This is a genomic window from Kamptonema animale CS-326 (assembly GCF_028330895.1).
Classification (GTDB): Bacteria; Cyanobacteriota; Cyanobacteriia; order Cyanobacteriales; family Microcoleaceae; genus Kamptonema; species Kamptonema formosum.
Map to the genome: position 1 here is coordinate 1 of NZ_JAQMUA010000338.1, position 23,139 is coordinate 23,139.

At 43.1% G+C, this 23,139-nt stretch carries 19 protein-coding genes and 1 pseudogene; 10 read left to right on the forward strand and 10 right to left on the reverse strand.

The genetic code is table 11. The annotated features are described in order from the left end of the window. The first annotated feature begins 70 nt into the window (after positions 1 to 70). The gene (locus tag PN499_RS19600) at positions 71 to 439 is read left to right on the forward strand and encodes a hypothetical protein (protein WP_272033806.1); all 369 of its coding nucleotides are present in this window, start codon (positions 71 to 73) and stop codon (positions 437 to 439) included. A gap of 47 nt (positions 440 to 486) precedes the next feature. Here the strand turns inward: PN499_RS19600 and nrtS are convergent, their stop codons facing one another. Continuing rightward, complete coding sequence (nrtS, locus tag PN499_RS19605) at positions 487 to 720, reverse strand: nitrate/nitrite transporter NrtS (RefSeq protein ID WP_272033808.1); 234 nt, start codon at positions 718 to 720, stop codon at positions 487 to 489. 216 nt (positions 721 to 936) lie between these two features. Beyond that, complete coding sequence (locus PN499_RS19610; protein WP_272033810.1) at positions 937 to 2,139, reverse strand: argininosuccinate synthase; 1,203 nt, start codon at positions 2,137 to 2,139, stop codon at positions 937 to 939. 160 nt (positions 2,140 to 2,299) lie between these two features. Between PN499_RS19610 and PN499_RS19615 the strand changes: the two genes are divergently transcribed. Then, on the forward strand, positions 2,300 to 3,232 hold the full coding sequence (locus PN499_RS19615) for a glycosyltransferase family 2 protein (protein WP_272033811.1): 933 nt from the start codon (positions 2,300 to 2,302) through the stop codon (positions 3,230 to 3,232). Positions 3,233 to 3,481: 249 nt separating this feature from the next. On the opposite strand, the gene PN499_RS19620 is transcribed toward PN499_RS19615, so the two are convergent. From PN499_RS19620 to PN499_RS19650, 7 genes and pseudogenes are all read right to left on the reverse strand, one after another. Further along, positions 3,482 to 4,282 (reverse strand): Uma2 family endonuclease, encoded by an 801-nt coding sequence (locus tag PN499_RS19620; protein ID WP_272033812.1) that lies wholly within the window; start codon positions 4,280 to 4,282, stop codon positions 3,482 to 3,484. Positions 4,283 to 4,462: 180 nt separating this feature from the next. Further along, the gene (locus PN499_RS19625; RefSeq protein ID WP_007354554.1) at positions 4,463 to 5,179 is read right to left on the reverse strand and encodes a biliverdin-producing heme oxygenase; all 717 of its coding nucleotides are present in this window, start codon (positions 5,177 to 5,179) and stop codon (positions 4,463 to 4,465) included. Positions 5,180 to 5,637: 458 nt separating this feature from the next. Further along, the gene (gene gyrB / locus PN499_RS19630) at positions 5,638 to 8,883 is read right to left on the reverse strand and encodes a DNA topoisomerase (ATP-hydrolyzing) subunit B (protein ID WP_272033814.1); all 3,246 of its coding nucleotides are present in this window, start codon (positions 8,881 to 8,883) and stop codon (positions 5,638 to 5,640) included. A gap of 92 nt (positions 8,884 to 8,975) precedes the next feature. Next, positions 8,976 to 9,356 (reverse strand): ribbon-helix-helix domain-containing protein, encoded by a 381-nt coding sequence (locus tag PN499_RS19635; RefSeq protein ID WP_272033815.1) that lies wholly within the window; start codon positions 9,354 to 9,356, stop codon positions 8,976 to 8,978. A gap of 42 nt (positions 9,357 to 9,398) precedes the next feature. After that, positions 9,399 to 10,634 (reverse strand): annotated as a pseudogene (locus tag PN499_RS19640) (ATP-binding protein); the annotation flags it as partial. A 115-nt stretch (positions 10,635 to 10,749) separates the two neighbouring features. Continuing rightward, the gene (locus tag PN499_RS19645; RefSeq protein ID WP_272033819.1) at positions 10,750 to 10,902 is read right to left on the reverse strand and encodes a hypothetical protein; all 153 of its coding nucleotides are present in this window, start codon (positions 10,900 to 10,902) and stop codon (positions 10,750 to 10,752) included. A 33-nt stretch (positions 10,903 to 10,935) separates the two neighbouring features. Continuing rightward, positions 10,936 to 11,499 carry a DUF697 domain-containing protein gene (locus PN499_RS19650; protein ID WP_007354550.1) on the reverse strand — a complete coding sequence of 188 codons (564 nt, stop codon included), beginning with the start codon at positions 11,497 to 11,499 and terminating at the stop codon, positions 10,936 to 10,938. Between the two features lie 56 nt (positions 11,500 to 11,555). Between PN499_RS19650 and PN499_RS19655 the strand changes: the two genes are divergently transcribed. The 7 genes from PN499_RS19655 to PN499_RS19685 all read left to right on the forward strand — a co-directional run bounded on the left by PN499_RS19655 (position 11,556) and on the right by PN499_RS19685 (position 19,524). Then, positions 11,556 to 11,750 carry a hypothetical protein gene (locus tag PN499_RS19655; protein ID WP_272033820.1) on the forward strand — a complete coding sequence of 65 codons (195 nt, stop codon included), beginning with the start codon at positions 11,556 to 11,558 and terminating at the stop codon, positions 11,748 to 11,750. A gap of 179 nt (positions 11,751 to 11,929) precedes the next feature. Next, complete coding sequence (locus PN499_RS19660) at positions 11,930 to 12,502, forward strand: SMI1/KNR4 family protein (RefSeq protein ID WP_272033821.1); 573 nt, start codon at positions 11,930 to 11,932, stop codon at positions 12,500 to 12,502. Next, complete coding sequence (miaA, locus tag PN499_RS19665) at positions 12,495 to 13,436, forward strand: tRNA (adenosine(37)-N6)-dimethylallyltransferase MiaA (RefSeq protein ID WP_272033822.1); 942 nt, start codon at positions 12,495 to 12,497, stop codon at positions 13,434 to 13,436. Before PN499_RS19660 ends, miaA begins: the two co-directional genes overlap by 8 nt. A 150-nt stretch (positions 13,437 to 13,586) precedes the next feature. Continuing rightward, the gene (locus PN499_RS19670) at positions 13,587 to 15,740 is read left to right on the forward strand and encodes an O-linked N-acetylglucosamine transferase, SPINDLY family protein (protein ID WP_272033823.1); all 2,154 of its coding nucleotides are present in this window, start codon (positions 13,587 to 13,589) and stop codon (positions 15,738 to 15,740) included. Positions 15,741 to 15,835: 95 nt separating this feature from the next. Next, entirely contained in the window at positions 15,836 to 17,677 is a 1,842-nt protein-coding gene (gene asnB / locus PN499_RS19675; protein ID WP_272033825.1) for an asparagine synthase (glutamine-hydrolyzing), read from the forward strand. Between the two features lie 157 nt (positions 17,678 to 17,834). After that, on the forward strand, positions 17,835 to 18,215 hold the full coding sequence (locus PN499_RS19680) for a hypothetical protein (RefSeq protein WP_272033827.1): 381 nt from the start codon (positions 17,835 to 17,837) through the stop codon (positions 18,213 to 18,215). A 34-nt stretch (positions 18,216 to 18,249) separates the two neighbouring features. Next, positions 18,250 to 19,524, forward strand: a complete 1,275-nt coding sequence (locus PN499_RS19685) for an IS66 family transposase (RefSeq protein ID WP_272033829.1) — start codon at positions 18,250 to 18,252, stop codon at positions 19,522 to 19,524. A gap of 119 nt (positions 19,525 to 19,643) precedes the next feature. On the opposite strand, the gene msrP is transcribed toward PN499_RS19685, so the two are convergent. Continuing rightward, positions 19,644 to 20,627, reverse strand: a complete 984-nt coding sequence (gene msrP, locus PN499_RS19690; protein WP_272033833.1) for a protein-methionine-sulfoxide reductase catalytic subunit MsrP — start codon at positions 20,625 to 20,627, stop codon at positions 19,644 to 19,646. A gap of 330 nt (positions 20,628 to 20,957) precedes the next feature. Here msrP and PN499_RS19695 point away from each other — a divergent pair, with 330 nt between their 5' ends. Further along, positions 20,958 to 22,991, forward strand: coding sequence for a serine/threonine-protein kinase (locus tag PN499_RS19695; protein WP_272033831.1), 2,034 nt, complete (start codon positions 20,958 to 20,960; stop codon positions 22,989 to 22,991). Positions 22,992 to 23,139: the final 148 nt, after the last annotated feature.

The following is a 23,139-nucleotide window of genomic DNA, read 5'->3' on the forward strand; positions in this document are numbered from 1 at the left end:
AATCCCAACAGCTTGCGATTGCTTCGCGGAGCTCGCAATGACAGATCGCAAGTAATTTGCCGGACATGATATGAATGGATTCAAATTCTCTCTGATTTGTGTGACAACTTTTGGGTTATTAACTCCCTCACTCGCAGCTACCGCTGTGAATCAGCCTATCCAAGTTGCACAAGTCGAAGGTTGTCCAAGGGCTTCAGTGGTAGAATCTTACGAAACTAATAACTTTTTTGTGTACATTTGCCAGACAGGAGATGGTTCCTTCTTTTACCGAGGCGTAGGAAAAGATGGTAGCCAAGTCAATGTAATGAATGTCACAAGTGGAGATGACGGGACTTACTACGCAACCAACAATGATGTCACCTACTCAATTAATCGCTATCGGTTACAGGTGATACAGAACGATCGGGTTATTTTAAATGAATCTGTAATCGGCAATTAGAAGTTATTGCCAAACAGGTTGTAGAGTCTTTAATGACTAGGTGCATCTCATTTTTTCCTTAAGTTACTGATATATTGACCGTGTATATTAACTAAATAAGGCATACAATATGTCAGCAACACAGATATCCAGCGATCGCTGGTCATTTGTCCTCGAAACAAAGCATAACCGTGATTAATTATTAATAGAATTGTACCAATAAATAAGGCAACTTTCACTGCTGTGGGTGCAAGTTGAGGATTAAATAAACTAACCAAATATCCTTTGAGAAAGTTATTCATTACTTTTATAGCCCAAGGGAGAAATTGATATCTTTTACCCATATCAAGACAGGAATTGTCGCGGGGTGGGGGCGGGTTTTTCAGCCTTTGCTAAACATGATAAAGCTGTTGGCGAACCCGCCCCTACAAGATTTTGGTAATGGTACAAGATGTTAATTGAAACCGACTTTCACTTAATGCCAGGGAATCGATTCCCTGGCAAATTCGTGCTACAATTTAGCTTCTACCCTTCTGCGACCAAACGCGAGTAGGTAATCCCCAAACATAGATAAAGCCTTCAGCAGCTTTGTGATCGAATTGGTCATCCGATCCGTAAGTTGCTAAGTCAAAACTATAGAGAGACTTCTCAGATTTGCGCCCGACAACTGTGGCATTACCCTTAAAAAGTTTAACGCGAACAACACCACTTACTCGTTCTTGCGTCTTCAAAACAAAGGCATCTAAAGCAGCTTTCAGCGGGCTATACCACTGACCATTATAAATGATTTGGCTGTAGGTTTCTTCAATCCCACGCTTATAATGAGTGATATCTGCGGTTAAGGTCAAACTCTCTAAATCTCGGTGTGCTTGAATTAAAACAGAAAGCGCTGGTGTTTCGTAAATTTCGCGAGATTTAATTCCAATTAGGCGATTTTCTACCATGTCAATGCGGCCGACACCGTGATTACCAACAATTTGATTTAATTGTTGAATTAAAGCAACTGGTGAGACAGCGTTACCGTTAAGAGTGACAGGAATGCCTTTTTCAAATCCGATTTCAATATATTCGGGTTCGTTAGGTGTATCTGCGATCGCCTTCGTCATTAAATAAATATCTTCCGGCGGTTCTTCCCAAGGATCTTCGAGAATTCCGGCTTCGATCGCCATCCCTAATAAGTTACGATCGAGGCTATAAGGTGAAGACTTTTTCACGGGGGAAGGAATGCCAAATTTTTCGCCGTAAGCGATGGTTTCCTCGCGGCTCATCTTCCATTCCCGCGCTGGTGCTAGAATTTTGATGTTAGGATTGAGTGCGCCGATGGATACGTCAAATCGTACCTGATCGTTGCCTTTACCAGTACAACCGTGCGCGATCGCATCCGCACCATATTTTTCCGCAGCATCTACCAACATCTTAGCAATTAGCGGACGGGCTAGGGCTGTAGAAAGGGGATAGCGATTCTCATAAAGGGCGTTAGCTTGAATGGCGGGAAAGGCGCAATCTTTGACAAAACTCTCTGTCCCATCGATGACAAGGGATATCGACGCGCCTGATGCTAAGGCTTTTTTGCGGATGGGTTCTAATTCGTCTCCTTGTCCCAAATCCGCCGCCAGAGTGATTACTTCTTCGACACCCCACTCGTTTTTGAGGTAAGGAATGCAGACGGAGGTATCGACTCCGCCAGAATATGCTAGTACAACTTTGGTAGCACGACCCATTGGTATTTACGTCCTGAAAATAACAGACGTTTTATTATGTACCTAATTTCACCCTTATCTTGTTAGCGATCGCACAGATTTATGCTTGTTGCCAATATTTGCTTGTTCGGGGTGACTGCGGATAGGATACTGGAGATGTATGTCGTCATGGGAGAGAGCCGTGTTTTTCAGTGTAGTGATTCCGACGTATAATCGTAAACCGATTTTGCAGAAGTGTCTTTTAGCCTTAGAATGCCAGAATTTCGGGGATATTGTCAGCGGCTATGAGGCGATCGTAGTGGATGATGGTTCTACGGATGGTACGCTGGAATGGTTAGCGGCTAATGCAGACAAGTTACCTCACGTGCGATCGCTTTCCCAAAGTCATCAAGGCCCAGCAGCAGCTAGGAATTTGGGAGTTGAGCAAGCTCAAGGCGATACAATTATTTTTATTGATAGCGATTTAGTAGTAACCGAGCATTTTCTACAAGCTCATGCAGAGGCTTTGATTGAAGGTTATAAGGAAGGCAATCGCGCTTTTACTTACGGTAGCGTCATTAATACCTGCAACTTTGAGAATCCTACGGCTGAACCTTACAAGATTACGGATTTTTCGGCCGCTTACTTTGCGACGGGAAATGTCGCGATCGCGCGTCACTGGCTAATAGAAGCTGGCTTATTTGATACCCGCTTTCAACTTTACGGATGGGAAGATTTAGAATTAGGTGTACGGCTGAAAAAATTAGGTTTAAAACTGATTAAATGTCCCGCTGCTGTAGGATATCACTGGCATCCACCTTTTGCTTTAGATCAAATTCCATCAATGATCGATCGCGAAATTCAACGGGGAAGAATGGGGGTTTTGTTTTATCAAAAACATCCCACTTGGGAAGTGCGGATGATGATTCAAATGACGTGGTTACATCGCGTACTTTGGGGTATTCTTTCTCTTGGTGGCAGTCTGAATGAGAAGACAATGGCTGGTTTTTTACAATGGCTAATTTCTCAAGGTAAGTCGCAGTTAGCATTAGAAATTGCCCGCATATTTCTCAATTGGTACAATGTCAAAGCTGTGTATGCTGCATATACTGAATTGCCAATGGTTAACCGTTAACTATGTAGAAGGAATAATGAAGAATGCTTATATAGCTAAGGTTTTAGCCATCCGGTTCTTACGTTTAATTAGACCTCTTAGAAAAAGCCCCGCTTCACATGGTTTATTGGAGATGTCTATTAGGTAGATTTAAGTAAATCCACCTAATCAAACATAAGATCGGGATGGCTAAAAAGCTGACTGTATAAACGTTCTTCCTTCTCTCCTAATAACTAAATCCTTCTTCCTTCTACTTACTTGCGCGACAGCTTATTCATTCAATTGATCGGGATTAATCCCTTGAGAACGTAAATACTGGGCTAAACGTTCCGCCCTTTGGTGTTCCTGTTCCGCCCTTTGGTGTTCCTGTTCCGCCCTTTGACGTTCCTGTTCCGCCCTTTGATGTTCAATTTCAATTTGTTCTACTGCCCAAGGTAGCAAATTCCCAGATTCATCCCACCAACGCAACCAATAACTCGTATGTTCTTCCTTTTTACCCCGCCATGTTCCTAAAAATAATCCCATTTCAGGCATCCAATGGCGACCATTTTCCTGCGGTATTTCTAATTCATACCGCTCTCTTTGTAGCCGATAAACTTCTAAAAGTCCCGCGTCGGGATCGAAAATTATATATGTTTTAACTTTCAGAATTTGTTCGTAAAAAAACCATTTTCCCGGCGGATATGTGCGCTTTACTGAATATTCACCGCCATCAGTTTCTGAGAGAAATTCCATCACAATTTCCGGGACTTCTCCTTCTAAGTTCGATGTATAACTCCTCCGGGATTTTGCTTGTGCAAGTGGCTCAACTGAAGGAATATACACCCAATCTGGGGCTTTAATTACTAACTGTTCATCAATGGTGGCACAGAGCCCAAAATTGGAGGCGATTAACATTTCTGGCTTGATAAAACCAATTAGTTCGAGGGTTTCTCGTAAAGCACCAGCAATCAAGGGCTGACCAGTATTTTCCACAGGTTCCTCTTCTAATTTATAATCGTCTGGTAGTTTTTCCCAGGTGATTTTGATTGGGGCTGTTCTGAATTGGGTGGGGGATTGTGTCATCACCATTGTTTTTGCTCTCCTATGTTATCGAGAGAAATAGAATCTAGCGATCTCTGAGTAATTATAATGCAAAAATTATAATGCAAAATCCCGGAGATTTGGTGACTGCTTCAAAGCCATCAAACCCCCAGGATTTCAAAACTATCTTCTCTAGAGAAGATTAAATTATCTCTAATCGATCGCTATCTACTCAGCAGTAACTAATTCTGTACTACCAGTACCACGCTTGCGGGTAAGCGTATTGTAGAGCATTTGACCGATCGCTTTCACTAAGCTGCCTTCCAATTCCATGAATAACTTCATGTTCATGCCAAAAGCTGCGTTTGCTTCATCGACAATGCGATCGCAAGTAGCATCATCCAAATCTAAACTATCCAGAGATTGACGGTAGTTATTTTTAAACGCCTTCTCATCTGGAATTCCAGGGAATTCGTAGAAATCAGTACCAACCCCATCCGACAGATTCATTGCCCGTACAGCAATTCCTTTGAGAATTTGACCGCCAGACAAATCGCCGATGTAGCGAGTGTAAGAGTGAGAAATTAATAATTCCGGTTCTGTTGCCGAAATTTCTCTAATTCTCTCAACGTAAGCTTTAGCAGCCTTCGAGGGGGCTACCACATCGCGCCATTGAGGGCCGTAATAGTAGGCTAAATCGTTCTCTAGGCTTTGTTTGCGATTCAACTCAGGAAAGTAAATTTTGGAAACAACGGGATGATTGCGGTGGCGTTCGATTTCCTCTTCCATTGCTGAGTAAATGAAATAGAAGTTACCCACCAAAGGCCGGTATGAATTTTTTTCGACAACGCCTTTTAAAAAGCACTTGACAAAACCCACGTTTTCTGCCATCGTGTGGGCTTTTTTCGTTCCTTCACGTAATTTGGCTGCTAAGTTGATGGTCATAATCTAATATTTTTCTAGAGTTCAAGTTTTGTGTTTGCTGGTCAATTCACGAACCAGCTCAAAGTCACCTGAATTGCTAGCGTAAACTGATTTGATGAGAAATTTTATTACGATTTATATAGCTAGGGGAAGAAGGGGCTAGGGGAAGAGGGTTAGAGGGTTAGAGGCTAGGGACTAGAGGGCTAGAGGGCTAGAGGGCTAGAGATTTAGGGGAAAAGGGGAATAGAATCAATGGTTTGGGCCATAAGCGAGTGTTCTAAGTGTCTTGGCGGTTGCTATAAAACTTAAGCAAAAAACCCGGTTTCTGGGAAAAATTGTCGATATATCCAAGAAATATTAGCAGAAACCGGGTTTTTGACCGCGCGTGTAAGTCTTGCTAGATATTAGTCGTAAGGTGGGCGCTGCGACTTAACAAGCTTTCTCCTGGGATTGTCTAATCGCAGCGCCCACCCTACAAATTAAATATCCAAGTCGGTAAGGTTGAGTTTGGGGCCGTAGGTTTCGATGAATTCGCGACGAGGTGCGACGCGATCGCCCATTAAAATTGTAAAGATACGATCGGCCTCAGCAGCGTCTTCAATCTCAACTCGTTTCAGCGTACGACTTTCAGGGTTCATCGTCGTATCCCATAACTGTTTTGGCATCATTTCACCTAAGCCTTTGAACCGTTGGATGGTGTAATTAGCGTTAGCGGGAAACTCGTTGCGAATGAGGTTTTGCAGTTCGCGATCGCTGTAACAGTAGAAATGATTGCGTCCCCGTTCTACCTTATATAGTGGAGGGCAAGCAATGTAAATATAACCCTGATCGACCAGCGATCGCTGATAGCGGTAGAAGAAAGTCAACAATAACGTGCGGATATGGGCTCCATCTACGTCAGCATCAGTCATAATTACGATGTGGTGATACCGCAATTGAGAAGGATCGAATTCATCGCCTCTGATCCCTAATCCCAAGGCAGTAATTAGTGATTGAATTTCATTATTCTTGTAGATTTTGGCATCATCGGTTTTCTCAATGTTGAGAATTTTCCCGCGCAAAGGTAGGATGGCTTGAAATTGGCGATCGCGACCTTGTTTCGCACTGTTATGTACAAAAACTCCACTGGCCAAAGCAAAGTTATGGCTGTTGGGAACTTCGATGTCATAAACATCATAGCGTTCTTCTAAGCGTTCTATAGAAACCACGCGGTGGTTGTAGTTCCGAATAGCATCGCGAGCATCAATGGGATCGCCATTAAAGTAACGCTTGCAGAAAGTTTCAAACTTCAACAGACTCTTATCCCCAGTCATCCGCCGATAACCATCATAAGCCTCCACATCCATAAAACCTTCACGAAGGTGAACTTGCTTCAACGCTTCTAGAGTTTTACGGTAATAAGTTTCATTTAACGCAGCCTTGCGTTTTTTCCGAAACTCTGGAGTCCATTGTTCCTGTGTCTTTTCGCGCCGCCACTCTAACAAAGCCGGGTCTTCCCATTGCAATGCAGCTAGTTGTGAATGAGCCTCACGCGCTTCAGGATTATTAGCAAAATAATCCCGAACCCGTTCCGACTGTGCAGCGCGATTAGCTTCATCACTCCAATACTCTTGCTGCGCTTGATTCAACTGTTCGTGAACTGCTTGGCGATAAGCTTCATTGTTCTCATAAAACTCGCGCCAGTTGTTCATCATATAAGCTTTATAATCCTCATCTTCCCATTGAGCTTTCGCCTGTTCTGAAAGAATTTGCCGTGTTTTTGGCTCCTGCATCCGTTGGCTCATAAAGGCGCGATATTCTTCGGTTTGATGCGCTTGACGGCTCTTTTCAATCACGTCTGGCCGATGCAAACCTTTTTCCAAATTGGCCCGGTGTAGAGCTAAATGATCCTCCGCAGACATTCGCTGAATATTTGTCGGATTGTTGTTGAGTTTATTGAAATCAACATGATGGCGATGGTTGCCATCTGCTGCTCGATAAACACCACGTTCAAGGTTGTAAAAGTCGGCCAGTAGATGGGAATAAATCCACTTATCAGTATTCGGGTTCCAAACCATCTCATAACCGTCAATTAAACAGCCGCCCTCACCTTTTTTTGAACGCTTGCTATATAACGGCATCAACGAATCATCAGGTGTTAGCAATGCGGCTGCTTTATAGCTGCCATCTCGCAACATGAATGGATGATCGGGAGTACAAATAATAGTCTCCCCATTATCTAATGTCACTTGCACAACTTCAGCATTAGCCTTAGTCATTCGAGCGTTAATAATGCGCTCTAAAGCAATATGTCCATTCTCCCGAATTGTGTAGCAAAAATGCTCTTTGCCTTCTGCTTGCTCGTCAACTATCTCTCCAATAGTTTTTGCTGTGCCATCAGCGAGGATTATTTTTTGTTGACTAAAAAAACAACCGCCAGCGGAGTCGCCCTCGACGAGATATATCTCTGATTTTGAGGGATCTCTGGAGCTACAATCAGCCAATTTCCCTGGCAAAGGAGACGATTCTAGCACCGATTTTCGGCGGACTAAATCGCGGGCGCGGCGGGCGGCTTCAGCGGCTTTAAAGGCTTGAATTGCCTTCTCTAAAATGGTGTCGGCAACTTGGGGGCGAAACTCCAAATATTCTGTCAATACTTCGCCTACCAAGGAATCAACAATTCCTCGGACTTCAGTATTACCTAACTTGGTTTTAGTTTGACCTTCAAATTCTGGGTCAGGTACTTTCACAGAAATAACGGCTGTCAAACCTTCCCGAATATTTTCACCGCCGAGATTAGGTTCGTTTTCTTTAATCTTATTGCGCTTGCGGGCGATCGCGTTCATTGTCCGCGTTAACACCGCCTTCAACCCTTCTAAGTGAGTACCGCCATCGATGGTACGGATGTTATTTGCAAAGCCGAGAACGTTATCGCTGTAGGCATCAATACACCACTGCAAAGCAACTTCTATTTGTACATTGTTGCGTTCCCCTTGGATGAAAATCACTTCTTCATGTAGGGGTTGCTTGTCGCGGTTCATGTAAGCGATGTACTCTTTGATACCGCCTTCATAGCAGTAGGTTTCGATGTGCGGTTCATTGCTTTTGAGCAATTCCAATCTGCGATCGCTAAACGTAATTTTAACGCCAGCATTCAGATAAGCTAATTCTCGCAACCGCCCGGAAAGAATGGTATAATCAAACTCAATGCCTGTACTAAATATCTGCGTATCAGGCAAGAAAGAAACTGATGTGCCACTGCGATTTTCTTTGCTAGGCTTGTCAACCAGGTCTGTAACGGGAATACCGCGTTCAAAACGTTGATTGTGTACCTTTTTATCGCGCCAAACAGTGACTTCCACCCACTCAGACAAGGCGTTGACAACGGAAATACCGACCCCGTGTAACCCTCCAGAAACTTTGTAGCCGCCGCCGCCAAATTTACCGCCGGCGTGCAACACTGTCATTACTGTTTCTATTCCCGATTTGCCCGTCTTGGCAACGATGCCGGTGGGAATGCCGCGCCCGTCATCTGTTACAGTTACGGAACCATCGGCATTGATGTCAACTTCAATGTGAGTGCAGTGGCCAGCCAGCGCCTCGTCGATGGAGTTGTCCACAACCTCGTAAACTAGATGGTGTAGTCCTCGCGGGCCTGTTGTACCGATGTACATCCCCGGCCGTTTGCGGACTGCTTCGAGACCTTCGAGAACTTGAATTTGATCGGCGCTGTAACTGCTGGTCATACTAAATAGCTCCAATAATGGGGTATAAGCCCCTAAAGCTGCTCTAAAGCAAAAACTATAAAAATTATATCATAAAACGGTTAACGGCGCTGCTAGGGCATTCTCAAGATAAATTTATTGGGGGGATGCACTCCTGAAGGTTTAAGCGATGCCTGCGGCTGGCTACGCCTACGCAGATTGGCTCGAATTTGTGCCATTGCGATCGCACCATCCACAATTTGACCGCGCTGAGACGCTTCCCAGCCAATCAGTGCATCCTGTTGGAGTTCTTGAAGTCGTCCTTGGTATATGTCTTCCTCTTGTTCGAGGAGTTTGATGCCTGCGAGGATAACTTCGATCGCGCTCTTGTATTTACTACTGGTTAGTTGGCGCTGTACGAGAGCTTCGACTTCAGGTGGTAGGACGATTTGCATAATTTTGGATGAGAAACGAGTCGGATCTATTGTAGGCGATCGCACTTGGGAAGATGGCATCCGGGGCGATCGCTAATTATCATCCCTGTTTCTGGGAGATTGAGCTTTCTCTAAAATCGCATCTACCAACTGGGGATGCAACTCCAGATACTCAGTAAAGGCTTTTTCTACAAGGGAATCAACAAATTTTTGCACTTCGCGGTTAGCTAACTTGGATTTCACTGGGCCTTCATATTCAGGATTGAGCAACTTGACAGAAATGATGCAAGTCAAGCCGTCTCGTAGGTATTGCCAAGTCAAAGCCGTGCGATCGCCTTTCAGTTTGCTACGTTTACTAACAATTCGATTCACTGTTCGTAGCAATGCTGCTTTGACTCCGGCAACGTGAGTACCGCCATCTATAGTGTGAACAAGATTAGCAAAGCTTAGAAGGTGAAGTTTGTCAAAAACATTTTGCTGATCGGCTCGGAATTCCATCTCCAGCAGATGCCCAATTAAAGCAACCCAGGGCAAACTCCGTCGCAGATATTCCGTCTCGCTATCTGTACACCACTGCAAAGCGGCTTCAACTTGCACGCCATCCTGTTCCCCGTATACGTAAATCACGTCTTCGTGAAGCCATTGCTTGTCGGAGTTGATTAGTGTGAAATATTCTCGGATGCCGCCTTGGTAGTGGTAAACTTCCGTTAGCGGTTTCTTCTCAAACAGTTCGAGGCGGCGATCGCTCAGTGTAATTTTAAGACCAGCATTCAGGTAGGCTAACTCTTGTAAGCGAATCGCCAAAGTTGTGAAATCAAACTCAATGCTAGTCTTAAAAATCAGCGAATCTGGCAAGAAAGAAATTGACGTACCAGTGCGGTTTTCTAAGCTAGGTTTGGCGATCAATTCCGTAACTGGAATGCCTCTTTCAAAACGCTGAGTATAAATTTGTTCCTCCCGCCAAACTGTCACCTCTAACCACTCAGACAAAGCATTGATGACTGCTATCCCAACTCCATGTAGCCCCCCAGAAACCTTGTAGCCGCCGCGATCGCATTTGTCGCCAGCGTAGAGCACCGTCAAGACTTTTTCTAAGAATGATTTGCCAGTTTTGGTATCGATATCAGTGGGAATGCCGCGCCCGTCATCTGTTACAGTCACGGAACCATCGGCATTGATGTCAACTTCAATGTGAGTGCAGTAGCCAGCCATCACCTCGTTGAGGGAAGTGTCTACAACCTCGTAAACTAAATGGTGGAGTCCTCGCGGGCCTGTAGAACCGATGTACATCCCCGGCCTTTTGCGGACTGCTGCGATACCTTCGAGAACTTGAATGCGATCGCCCCTGTCACTGGTCATACTAATATGGATCCAATAATGGCGTATAAGCTTCTAAAGCTGCTCTTAGTCAAAAACTGTAAAAATTATAGTATAAAACGGTTAACGGCGCTGCTAGGGCATTCTCAAGATAAATTTATTGGGGGGATGCAGTTCTGAAGATTAAGCATCGCGCCTGTTGACATTTGGCGGTGGGGCTGCTAGCAAGGTGAAGTTGGGGAGTGCGATCGCACTTGGGCGATAGACGAGTCGGATCTATTGTAGGCGATCGCACTTGGGAAGATGGCATCCGGGGCGATCGCTCTAGCGTAAAGATATCCTCTTAAAGTCTAGACAGTAGTTCTTGCTTCTTTGCAAGAAATTCTTCTTCCGTGAGAATGCCTTGCTCTTTCAACTTACCCAGTTTTTCGAGAGACTGATAGATATTAGCAGCATCATTCCCCTTCTCATTTTCTAAATCTGAAACATAACTTTTGCCTTTCTCAAAGGCTGAATCATAAACCGTTTTCACTTGTTCTTCAACAAAGTTATTAAGGGAACCACCGCTAGAGAAAAGATTGATCGCAACCTGTCCGACTGCATAAGTCGAAGCACCAGAAGCGATCGCCATTGATGCTCCACCAATCATCGTACCCAAACCAGGAAGTGCTTTCAGAAAACTCGCCCCCAGACTAGCAAGGCTAGTACCTGTAAGCGCTGAAACAAATGTTTTGCCCATACTCTTAGAATAGCTAACATCGTAAACAGCGGCAATTTGCTGGAGCATTTCCAGTTGAATAGCAGTGACAGCAACAAAATCAACCAGTGGGATGGGGATTAGCCCACCACCCATTGCCCATAATACATGGGATCTAATAATCGCCTCGGCTTCAGTTTGTTTGCTCATAAAATAGAACCTTCTCAAGTTTTTGATGTCTCTATTTTGGCTAATTTTTTGGTAAAGTGCCAACCTACTTCCCACCAATTACTACCCAAAAGCAATCTACTCCTTTATTCGGCAACAAAACTAACTCGCCATCCCGACTCGTCGCCGATGTTCCCAGTGGGTTCAAAGTCGGTCAAGAGATGGAAAAACATCTCGATAGTTTTGTATTCTACCAGTGGGTCATGGGGTCTGCGATCGCCAGAATCAATTGACGTGCAATGGCTGATGCCTTTTAAAGAGAATATTTAATTGTATACAACTTCAGGTAAAATTGGTATAAGAGTTTGATAAATTTATTTGGGGATGCGCTACTTAAGGTTTAAGCGATGCCTGCGGCTGGCTACGCCTACGCGCTTATTGACATTTGACTGTAGTGTGAGATTAATAGCCAATGAGTTCCATCGAAATGTTACGGCAATTTCTAACACAACTCAGAACGGCTGACACTAGCTTAAGCCTCGATCTAGCTAGCAAACACCGCTACCAACTAAACCCGTGTTTAACAGAAGATGAAGTTCAAGCATTTGAGTGTCAAAATAATGTCATCCTTCCTGACGACTATCGGCAATTTCTTTTGGAACTTGGTAATGGAGGTGTAGGGCCGGGATTTGGGATGCTAAAGTTACTTAGTAAAAACCACTACTACTGCCTAGACAAGCCTTTTCCCTATGAATTTCCAGAAGATATGATACTGGCCAATGGAGAACTAAACTTTAATGGTACATTTCCTTTAGCAGAGTATGGCTGTGGAATGGTAGCCCTATTAGTAATAACTGGCAAGCAGCGGGGGAAACTTTGGTTTGCTACTGGTGAAGACGGAATATTTCCTTTAGGAAAAAACTTGTGTGGTTTTCTTCATGCCGGTCTTGATGCGTATATGGAAGCAGAGGAAGCAGTTTGCTTTTTTGAGTGGTATCGAGACTGGCTTGTTAACAGTTTAGCAAGGCTAGGAGTTAATGTCTGAAGTGGTGACAGGTTTAATTGTAATTTGTGGTGCGACGGCTACGGGAAAGTCGGGACTGGCTTTAGCCTTGGCTCAAAGGCTAGAAAGTGCGATACTTAGTGCAGACTCGCGGCAAGTTTATCGCGAGTTTAACATCGGTACGGCGAAACCAACGAAGCGCGATCGCGAACTTATCCCGCACTATTTAATTGATATCTGCGATCCTACAGAAACCTTAACAGTAGCAGATTACCAACAACAAGCTCAAATCTTAATTGAAAAGTTCCATCAGTCTAATACTGTACCATTGTTAGTTGGGGGAACTGGCTTATATATTAAATCAGTCGTGCAGGGTTTGAAGATTCCCAGAGTCGCACCCGTACCAGAATTGCGATCGCAACTTACCACTCTCGGTCAACATCAATGTTACGCTATGCTGCAACAAGTCGATGCGATCGCAGCAAGCAAAATTCACGCCAACGATCCAGTCAGAACCTTAAGAGCATTAGAAGTATTTTATGTCACAGGGCGTACAATTTCCGAGCAGCAAGGCGAAAACCCGCCAAGTTATCCGATTTTACAGATAGGTTTAGATTCCGAGACTGGATTAGGCGATCGCATTCAACAACGCACAGAGGAAATGCTAGCATCTGGTTGGCTAGATGAAGTACAATTTTTGTGCGATAAATACGGCTTTGACTTGCCGCTGTTGAATACGCTAGGTTATCAAGAAATGAAGCAATATTTATCTGGTAACATTAGTCTGGCTGAAGCTAAAAATCTCACAGTGTTGCATACGCGGCAATTTGCCAAACGTCAGCGGACTTGGTTTAAAGCCTATCCTCAAATTGAATGGTTTGACGCTGATATGCCAGATTTGTTAGATCGAGTTTGGCAGCGAGTACAACATTTTCTAGTCACAATTCCTAACGCTATCCTCCCGGTGGTAAAATAGTAGTTCAAAGGATATAATTACGGGGGACTAGAAACCGGGTTTCTGCGTAGATGTCTAATTCAGAATCTTAGATTTTTCATAGAAACCCGGTTTCTTTGCATAGTTTCTTTGGTCGGAGTGCGTAAGTCCTAATAAATTTAGCATAAAATAATGGAGACAACACAAATTAATTTTAAACTGTTTAATTTAATTATCTTCCCAGATTGGAATCAATCTGAAGAATCCTTATACTTAGATTTAGAACAAATAATCAAAGCTATCCTGACTAATCCAGACAAAGATAATATTGCACTGCTGATAGATAGCAGCAACCTTTCTGCTGAGTCTGAATTAGATCCCAATCTAATTTTATCAGGAATTACGCTCGATTTGCTTTTCCAAGAAGATTTAGATACCGACAGCGAACCGGAAATAATTATATTAGAAAATCTCGATCAAAAGGATTGGCAGAATATTTTACCTCGGATTCAATATCGGATTAAATTAACGGCGGAAAATGAGGACGCGATCGAAGATTCAGGATTCGCAAATATTCCCATTTTAGAAATAGACGAAGTAAGCAAACCGCAATCGTTGAAACTAGAACCATCATTACTTTTAAACTTAGCAAACCAATCTTACCAGCAAGGTAGATATGAGGAAGCAGTTAGCCGCTATCAAAGGTTATTGGAAAGCCAAACCGGAGATGCAGAAGTTTATTTTAGCTTAAGCGAATGTTTGAGAAATCTTAAGAAAATAGAAGACGCGATCGCCATTCTCCAACAAGGCATCAGCATTTACCCTACCACAGGGAAACTACACTTTTACCTAATTACAATATTGCAGCAAAATGGATATACAAAAGAAGCCATCTCAAGTGCAGAGACAGCAGCAGAATTAGTCCCAAACGAATACGTTTTTCACCTATTGAAAAATTTACTACTACCAATAGTTTACGATACTCCAGAGGAAATAGAATATTATCGCCAGCGATTCATTCAAAAGCTAGATAATTTAATCCAGCAAACATCTCTCGAAACGCCTGAAGATAAAATCAATACTCTCATAGGTATTGGTTCCTACACTAATTTTTACTTGGCTTATCAAGCTCACAACGTTGTAGAATCGCAATCAAAGTATGGTAACTTATTACATCAAATATTAGCAGCAAACTATCCCCAGTTGGTTGAGCCGAGAGCGATGCCTCCCTTGCCAGAAAATGGTAAAATCAGAGTCGGCTATATCTCCAATTACTTGCACTCTTATAGCGGTACTTTATGGCTAACTGGTTGGTTGCGTTACAGCGACAAAAGCAAGTTTGAAATTTATAGTTATTATACAGGAAACGATCCCGATTTAATCACTCAACAATTCCGAGATAGCAGCGATGTTTTTCACCATATCCCTCACAACTTAGAAGCAGTTAGCCAACAAATTATCGCCGACAAACTGCATATACTTGTATTTCCAGAAATTGGCATGGATGCACCTACTATACAAATAGCAGCTTTGCGTCTTGCTCCCATACAATGCTCAGCTTGGGGCCATCCCGTAACATCAGGTTTGCCAACAATTGACTATTATTTATCCAGTGAATTGATGGAACCGGAAAATGCACAGCAACATTACTCGGAAACCCTGATTCGCTTACCTAATATTGGCGTTGCTTACCCGAAACCAATTGTGGGAAAACTAACTAATACTCGCTCCGATTTTAACTTGCGAGAGGATGCAGTTATTTATTTATGCTGTCAAGCTCCATTTAAATATTTACCACAATACGATTATATTTTAGCTGAAATTGCCCTGCGCGTTCCGCAAGCTCAATTTATTTTTCCTCGCGGCGAATTGTTGCGAAAACGCCTGAATCGTGCTTTTGCAAAGGTCAATCTTGAATATGAAGATTATTGTTTATTTCTGCCGATTCCCACTCGCCAAGATTATATCGCCATTAACTTTCTTTCTGATGTCTTTTTAGATACTTTTACCTGGTCTGGCGGGAATACTTCTCTGGAAGCGATCGCGTGTAATTTACCCATTGTAACTTGTCCGGGAGAATTCATGCGCGGTCTTCATGCTGATAGTTTCTTAAAGATGCTAGGAGTGACAGATACCATTGCCAAAAATGAGGTTGAATATATTGACATTGCTGTTAAACTGGGTTTAGAATTAGAGTGGCGATGTGAGATTTCAGAACGGATGAGTCAGCGGCAAGATTATCTTTTTGACGATCGAGTTTGTGTGGCTGGTTTAGAGAATTTTTATCAAGAAGTTACAGAGAATGAAGATCAAATATTAAAGGAGAACTTAAGTGAATCCACCTAAACAAAAGAGTTTCAGACCTATTCTATTAATATAATTTATTGTATATTAGCATACCGTAATTCTTAGTAAATAATGTTGAGCAACGAGAAAATATAATGTGTGGATTTGCCGGATTTATTGACTTCCAAGATTCTCAGCAACAGGAATATTGGACATATCTTACCCAGATGGGGCAACAATTATTTCGACGTGGCCCTGATGACGAGCAAGTTGTTAACTCTCATCCTCTTTGGTTAATCTTTAGAAGACTTTCGATTATTGATGTAGATGGAGGAGTGCAACCAATTTGGAATGAAGATCATACGATGTTTGTGGTGGTGAATGGGGAAATTTACAACCATCTTGAGTTGCGATCGCAATTAAGAGAAAACCATCACTTTCGTACCAAATCTGATGCAGAGATTGTGCTACACTTATATGAAGAACTGGGTGCTAAAGCTCTCGAATACCTCAACGGAATGTTTGCGATCGCTCTGTGGGATGGGCAAAAGCAACAATTATTCCTAGCACGAGATCGGCTTGGTATTAAACCTTTATATTATGCTCAAGTGGATTCACAATTGATCTTCGGTTCCACCTTAGCATCTCTTCTAGCTCATCCTAATACACCTTGGCATCCTCAGTTTCAGGACTTAGCTAATCTCAGCGCTACGACTTCCTTTGTTAGAGGTATTAATCGCCTAGCAGGGGGACATTACCTATTATTCGATGTCACTACAAAAACCGTAACTCCTCAATGTTATTGGAACTTAGCTGATTACTTAGTTACTGAACCCGTAAACGATCGGCGCACTCCCAGCGATTATATCAGAGAATATCGCGACCTATTTGTTGATAGTGTAAAGAAGCGCCTAATGAGTGATGTTCCTGTGGGAGCTTGTTTCAGCGGTGGACTCGATTCCGGGGTAATTGTGGCCGTTGCGCGTCAGGCACAACCAGATTTTCACTGCTTTAATATTTGCGATGATAACACCCGCGAAAATGGAGATTTTCAAGCAGCATATCAGCTTTGCCAACAGTTGAAACTTCCATTTCATCCGATTTGGTTTGCCCCAGAAATATTCTTAGACCAACTCGATTTTTCATTAGAGACACTGGAATATTTTATTTGGTTAATCGACTCTCCTAAATTTAACTTAGAATGGATTTATAAGCACGAACTCTATCGTTATGCTAAAACCGTAATGCCTGAGTTAAAGGTGATGCTATTGGGACAGGGTTCAGATGAATTTGCTGGTGGTTACTCTACAGCCGACGATAAAACAGTCAAAAACTGGCAAGAGTATAACTCAGAACTGGCTAGCAAACAGGAGTATAATCTCCAACGCAAAAAATCGACTGGACTTAAGGATGGTTCTTCTGTATTTGATTACACTCTCCAATATTGTCCTCCTGGTTGCACAAGCTTTCAAAAAGAAATGTTGATGGAAATTTATTCCCTACAAGACTATAATCTCTGGCATGAAGACCGTACTTCTATGAATCAAAGTATAGAAGCTCGCGTGCCGTTTTTAGATCATCGTTTGGTGCAATATCTCGTTTCAATTCCGCCACAACATCACCCTACACTGTTTTGGAATAAGACTATTATCCGCCAAATGGCTCAAGAGTGGTTGCCAAATGATTTTGTCTATCGCCAAAAATCCCACGCCACAGAACCTCAAATCTACAACCGTATGAAATATAAAATTGTGCAGCGGATTTTTCCCGAATTTAAGCAAAAGTATATTGATAATCGCGATAAGTCCTTATTTAAACCAGAAACTATGCTGGGATGGTTCGAGCAACCTCATCGCAATCAAAATGGTATTCTTGGCTTTGAGCAGTTATTAAATGGGATGGCAATGACTATTTTCAAAGAGCTTTGCCGCGAGAGAAATTCTATAATACCTGGAGATTATTTGTATGGACGATCGCCATTAGAAGTCCGTTTGTAGCGAGCTTGCGGTATTCTGTAGTAAAATGATAATTTGAGAGAAAGCTAGGGCTTTAAGACCTTTGATTTTTGATGATAAAAGTGTATCGGCTCAATAAAGTAGGGTAGCAGAGGAAAAAAAGTAAGCCGGGTACACAAAGTGTCATAAAATAGGACACATGACGCAAAAGATTCTTTCACAAGACAAGTCATCCTCCGATTTACTGCAAACCATCGACCCAAAAGGGATTGCAGACGAATCAATGCGTCATACAGTAGAGATATTACTGAACTTAATAGAGCAATTACAATTAAAAGTCAAAGACTTGGAGTCAGAGAATCAACGGTTAAAAGATGAAAATAACCGATTGAAGGGAGAACAAGGAAAACCAGACATCAAAGCCAACTCCAAAGGATTCAGAAGCCAGCACTCATCAGAGAAAGAGCGAAAAACGCCCAAAAAGCACAGCAAAAGAAGTAAGAACGCGACGATTAAAATAGATAGAGAACAAATACTAGAATATCCCTGCATACCAACTGCCAGCAGATGCAGAATTTAAAGGATACGAACAAGTAATCATTCAAGATATCAGCTTGGCAACCGATAACATATTATTCCGGAAGCAGAAATATTACTCACCCTCAGTTGGGAAAACTTATGTAGCAGAATTACCATTAGGCTACGAAGGAGAATTTGGACCAGGAATAAAAGCCTTAATAATCAGTTTGTACTATGGTGGCAATATGACGCAAGGCAAACTACTAGATTTTTTAGTCGCTCTAGGTATTTCCATTTCAGCCGGTTATTTATCCAACCTGTTAATCAAAAACCACTCTGGTTTTGAAACCGAGAAAAAAGAAGTTTATGATTCAGGACTAGCGAGTAGTCCTTGGCAACACTTTGACCAAACTGGTGCGCGTGTGGGTGGAGTAAACTATACTACCAATGTCATCTGCAACCCTTTATATACAGTCTACTTTACGACAGCCAATAAAGACCGACTGACGGTACTGAAAGGATTACAGCCTGGACGAGAACTCAAATTTATTCTGAATCCACTGACATTCTCACTAATTCAGGACTTCAAAATCCCGACTAAATGGCAAAAAGCTCTCAAACTATTACCTCAAGAAACTGTGTTGAGCGAAGCACAGTTTAATCACCTACTCAATAATTATGTACCCAAACTGGGTGAGCAACAACTTACCCGGATTAGGGAAGCAGCAGCTATTGCTTTCTATCATCAGCAAACTGATTGCCCAGTCGTACAAACTCTCTGTTGTGATGATGCCCCCCAATTCAAGTTAATCACTGCTGAGCGAGCTTTATGTTGGGTGCATGAGGGAAGACATTACAAGAAGTTAAGCCCTGTATTCGCTTGCCATCAAGTAATTTTAGGGCAGTTTATCGAAGATTTTTGGGATTATTATCGGGAATTATTAGCTTACAAAGATGCTCCTAGTGCCGAAGCTGCAAGGCAATTAAAGTCTAAATTTTGGCTACTTTTTACAACTCCAAGCGGTTATGAATTGTTGGATGAACGCAAACAATTAACGGCTGCAAAAATATCGGAGTTGCTCATGGTTTTAGAGCATCCTGAATTACCTTTGCATAATAATCCGGCTGAGTTAGCTGCCAGAACTATGGTGCAGCGACGTAATATTAGCTATGCAACTCAGACGATTGAGGGTACTCAGGCAAGGGATACTTTTATGTCTCTTGTGGCCACTACTCGTCAGTTGGGAATCAGTTTTTTCGATTATGTCCGAGACCGAATTTCTCAACTTGGAATCATTCCCTCTCTATCCACTATTATTCGCGAAAAATCTTCTCTTCATCCCTTGGGCTTGTCTTGGCAACTAGAATAACTGCTCCCCCTATTTATTGAGCCGATACATAAAAGTTATTAGCTTGCTTACTAAAATAAGCCCTGCCGATCGCCACAGGTACGGGAGAGCCTTAAAGTAGTATCATCTAAGATGTTTAATCAAGCATACAAACTCGCCACATATTCCCCATAACCATTATACACAATAGTCGGGCGAGTTTCCCAGGAAAAACTCGAACCAGGGCCAACTATCCGTTCCGTAGCCTGCGACCATCTCGGATGCGGTTTATCGGGATTTACATTCGCCTCAAACCCGTATTCATTAGGCGAAATCTTATGCCAAAATGTCTCTGGCTGCTTCTCCACAAATTCAATTTTAACAATGGATTTTGCGCCTTTAAAACCATACTTCCAAGGAATAACTTGCCGCAGCGGAGCTCCATTTTGCTTTGGCAAAGACTTCCCGTAAATACCAGTCGCAAAAAAAGCTAAATCGTTTGCCATTTCCTCAATTCGCAAGCCTTCCGTATAAGGCCAAGGATAGAATTGTGACAAGATACCAGGGCCTTTGGTAATCTTAGGATCGTAAAAAGAAGTGAAGCGCACAAATTTAGCATTTGATAGCGGTTCCACATCTGCCATCAGTAACTTCATCGGAAATCCTACCCAAGGCACTACCATTGCCCAAGCTTCAACGCAGCGGAACCTATAGACTCGTTCTTCGATGGGGAATTTTTTTTCTAGGTCGTCTAAGTCGTAAATCCGGGGATTTTTTACTAAACCGCTAACTTCTACCTTCCAATTATCTAGCGGCAATCTTTGAGCCGATTGCCAAATAGATTTCGTGCCGCCGTATTCATAGAAATTATTATATTTTGTTGCTAAGTCTTCCTCAGTTATTGGTCGGTTAACTTGGGCAAAATTCGGATTGCGAGTTAACCCTGGATATACATGATTTAATCCTGGGCTTGATTGAGATATTGACTCAGAATTGCTGTTGCAGCCAGTAAGTGGAAGTAAGGAAGCACCTAAGCCAACACCTATTAAACTGGTAACAAAGCGGCGACGATTCATAAAAATAGTTTCCGGCGTTACTTCCCGTTCGGAAATTTCCCAGGATTTAGGAATATGGATTAAGGGCATAAGTGAGTTAAGTGGGCTAGATGGACAAAATGCTATGCCGAGGTTGGTGTTCGCATTTTTAATTTTTATGCGATCGCACACCGCAATTGTGGCTAAAATGTGGGAAACAATTATCATAGAACAAATATTCTTTACTTGTCGGTAGCCAGCATCCCATCTGATCACTCTCTCAGGCATGGGGAAGGAACAAGCGATCGCGACAAGTCGGGTTTTCCGGTTCCCGAAACATAAAAACCGGAAAACTATTTGCCCATAGGAAGCGGTACCACCCGCCCCGCTTTCCTCCCCCACAAACCTTGGGTCTGCTGGGGGTCTCTAGCGGAAAGACCGATGAGTTACTGCATCAATCCCAATTGCCAGAACCCCCAAAATCCCGATTGCAGCACAACTTGCTCTAGTTGCGGCGGGAATTTACTATTAAAAGATCGCTACTGTATCCTTGATACTCTTGGTCAAAGCCTTAGTAGCCGCACTTTCTTAGCGATCGATCGAGATAAACCATCCCAACCCCACTGCGTAATTCAGCAGTTTTTTCAATCAGAAGTTGGCGATGACACTCAGAAGCAATCAGCAGAGGTAAATTTCTATTTCTCTCGTAAATTTCATGCCTCTGCTGTGATGCTGGATAAGTTAGGCCAACATCCCCGCATTCCTGAATTGTGGGCTTCTTTTGAACAGAACGGTTGCCTCTATTTAGTCCAAGAATACATCCCAGGACGCAATTTAGCAGGTGAAGTCTCAGAACAGGGCGTTTTTAAAGAAGTTTCAATTTGGCAACTGTTAAGCGAATTGCTACCAGTTTTGCAATTTATCCACGATCGCCAATTGATTCACCGCGACATCAAACCACAAAATATTATCCGCCGATTCCCCCAAACCTTAACCAAAGGAACAAAGGGCGATTTGGTCTTAGTTGATTTTGGCGCTACTACCCCTGCTAATGGCATTTGGCCCAAAACTAAAGCAACTGCCGGTTCTGCTGAATATTCTTCCCCCGAACAAATCAAAGGCAATGCTACAACCTCCAGCGATTTGTATAGCTTAGGCGTGACTTGCATTCACTTACTCACGGGAGTTTCGCCCTTTGATTTGTTTGATATTAAAGCCGATGCTTGGACGTGGCGGCATTATTTGAAAGTGCCAGTTAGCGATCGCCTCGGCCGCATTCTCGATAAACTCGTCCAGCGCGATCCCTTAAAACGCTATCAGTCAGCAACAGAAGTTCTCAAAGACCTGAAATATGGCCCCACACCCTTAGACTTAGCGCAGCATAAACCCAATTGGACTTTAACCGCTTGGGGAGGGGTCGCCCTTGCCGTTTTATCGATCGCCTTCAACCATCGTCTACCATCTCCCCCACCGCAGACAGCTTTCACCGCGCCAGAACCCACTGCTACCATTCCCGACATCCGCTTCCCACCCCCGCGAATCGATGATTTCGCCATTGAAAGGTCGAAAGAGAACGCACCGGTACGAACTTTAGCATTTAGTGGCGGCCCTGTGTGGTCAGTAGCAGTTAGTCCCAATGGTCGCGTAGTTGTGACTGGGAGCACAGATGGTACAGTTCGGATGCTACACCTGCGTACTGGCAAATTGCTGAAGACGCTGATCGGGCATTCGGAAGCAGTTTGGTCGGTGGCCGTCAGCCCGGATGGGAAGGCGATCGCTTCTGGCAGCGCAGACGATACGATTAAAATCTGGGATCTCTACACTGGAAAACTGAAGCGAACTTTGTACGGCCATACAGCCGGTGTGTTCTCAGTGGCTTTCAGTCCCGATGGGAAGGCGATCGCTAGCGTTGGCAAAGACAAGACTGTAAAACTGTGGGATGCAGACACCGGCAGAGAATTGGAAACCCTCAAAGGACATTCCGCCGGAGTCCAGTCAGTCGCTTTTACCCCCAACGGCAAAACTCTTGCCACCGGCAGCGATGACGGTACCATCAAGCTGTGGAACTGGCAGACTGGCAAACTGATCCAGACACTCAGAGGGCATTCAGACACAGTTTGGTCAGTTGCAATCAGTCCCGACGGTCAAACTTTAGCTTCTGGGAGTTGGGATAATACGATTAAACTGTGGGATTTGAAAACTGGTGCATCCCGACAACCTCGCGGTTTCCTATTACGAACTCTAACCGGCCATTTAGACAAAGTTCAATCCTTAACTTTTAGCCCTGATGGAGAAACTTTAGCTAGTGGTGATTTGAGTGGCACGATTAAACTTTGGCAGATGGGAAGCGGCGGTTTAATGGGTACGCTTAAGGGTCATTCTGCTTGGGTGGAAGTCGCTTTTAGTCCGAAGGGTAAAACATTAGTTAGTGGCAGTTTTGACGACACAATTAAGGTGTGGCATTTGTCGCCTTAAATGCTAATTAGGCGGACAAAATTGATCTAATAAAATTAGATTTTAGATTGTGATTTTAAATTGAATCTAAAATCTAATTTTTTATTGTGTTGGGGTGACAGACTACAAATCATATCATGTCCGGCAAATTACTTACGATGTGTCATTG